The 1111-nt window shown below is 50.0% G+C and carries 1 protein-coding gene; it reads left to right on the forward strand.

What is annotated here, in order from left to right; translation table 11 throughout:
• On the forward strand, nt 1-1111 hold a 1111-nt coding region (locus F6K51_RS37940), incomplete at both ends, for a WD40 repeat domain-containing protein (protein WP_293031502.1).

Genomic DNA, 1111 nt, shown 5'->3' on the forward strand with positions numbered 1-1111 from the left:
CATAGCGCAGATGTCACTAGTCTCGCCTTTAGCCCAGATGGCCAGACTATCGCTACTGCTAGTTTGGACAACACCGTGAAACTGTGGAATCTGCAAGGCAAAGTACTGCAAACCCTCACCGGACATAGCCAATATCTCATAACCGTCGCCTTTAGCCCAGATGGCCAAACTATCGCTACTGCTAGTTTGGACAACACCGTGAAACTGTGGAATCTCAAAGGCAAACCCCTGCACACCCTCACTGGACATAGCGAACCTGTCACTAGCGTGGCCTTTAGCCGAGATGGCCAGACTATCGCTTCTGCTAGTTTGGACAACACCGTGAAACTGTGGAATCTCAAAGGCAAAGACCTGCACATCCTCACTGGACATAGCGCAGATGTCACTAGCGTCGCCTTTAGCCGAGATGACCAGACTATTGCTACTGCTAGTTGGGACAAGACGGTGAAACTATGGAATCACCAAGGCAAACACCTGCAAACCCTCACCGGACATAGCGATTGGGTGAATAGCGTGGTCTTTAGCCGAGATGGCCAGACTATCGCTACTGCTAGTGATGACAACACGGTGAAACTGTGGAATCGAGAAGGCAAACCCCTGCACACCCTCACTGTACATAGCGATTGGGTGAATAGCGTGGTCTTTAGCCGAGATGGCCAGACTATCGCTTCTGCTAGTGATGACAACACGGTGAAACTGTGGAATCGAGAAGGCAAACACCTGCACACCCTCACTGGACATAGCGAACCTGTCAATAGCGTCGCCTTTAGCCGAGATGGCCAGACTATCGCTTCTGCTAGTTGGGACAAGACTGTGAAACTGTGGAATCGAGAAGGCAAACACCTGCACACCCTCACCGAACACAAAGCAAATGTCACTAGCGTGGCCTTTAGCCCAGATGGCCAGACTATCGCTACTGCTAGTTGGGACAAGACGGTGAAACTATGGAATCACCAAGGCAAACACCTGCAAACCCTCACCGGACATAGCGATTGGGTCAATAACGTGGTCTTTAGCCGAGATGGCCAGACTCTTGCTTCTGCTAGTGCAGACAACACTGTAATTTTATGGAATTTCGATTTAGGTGATTTAGTGGCAAAGAGTTGTGATT

Source organism: Moorena sp. SIO3I8 (assembly GCF_010692325.1).
In the GTDB taxonomy this organism is placed as follows: Bacteria; Cyanobacteriota; Cyanobacteriia; order Cyanobacteriales; family Coleofasciculaceae; genus Moorena.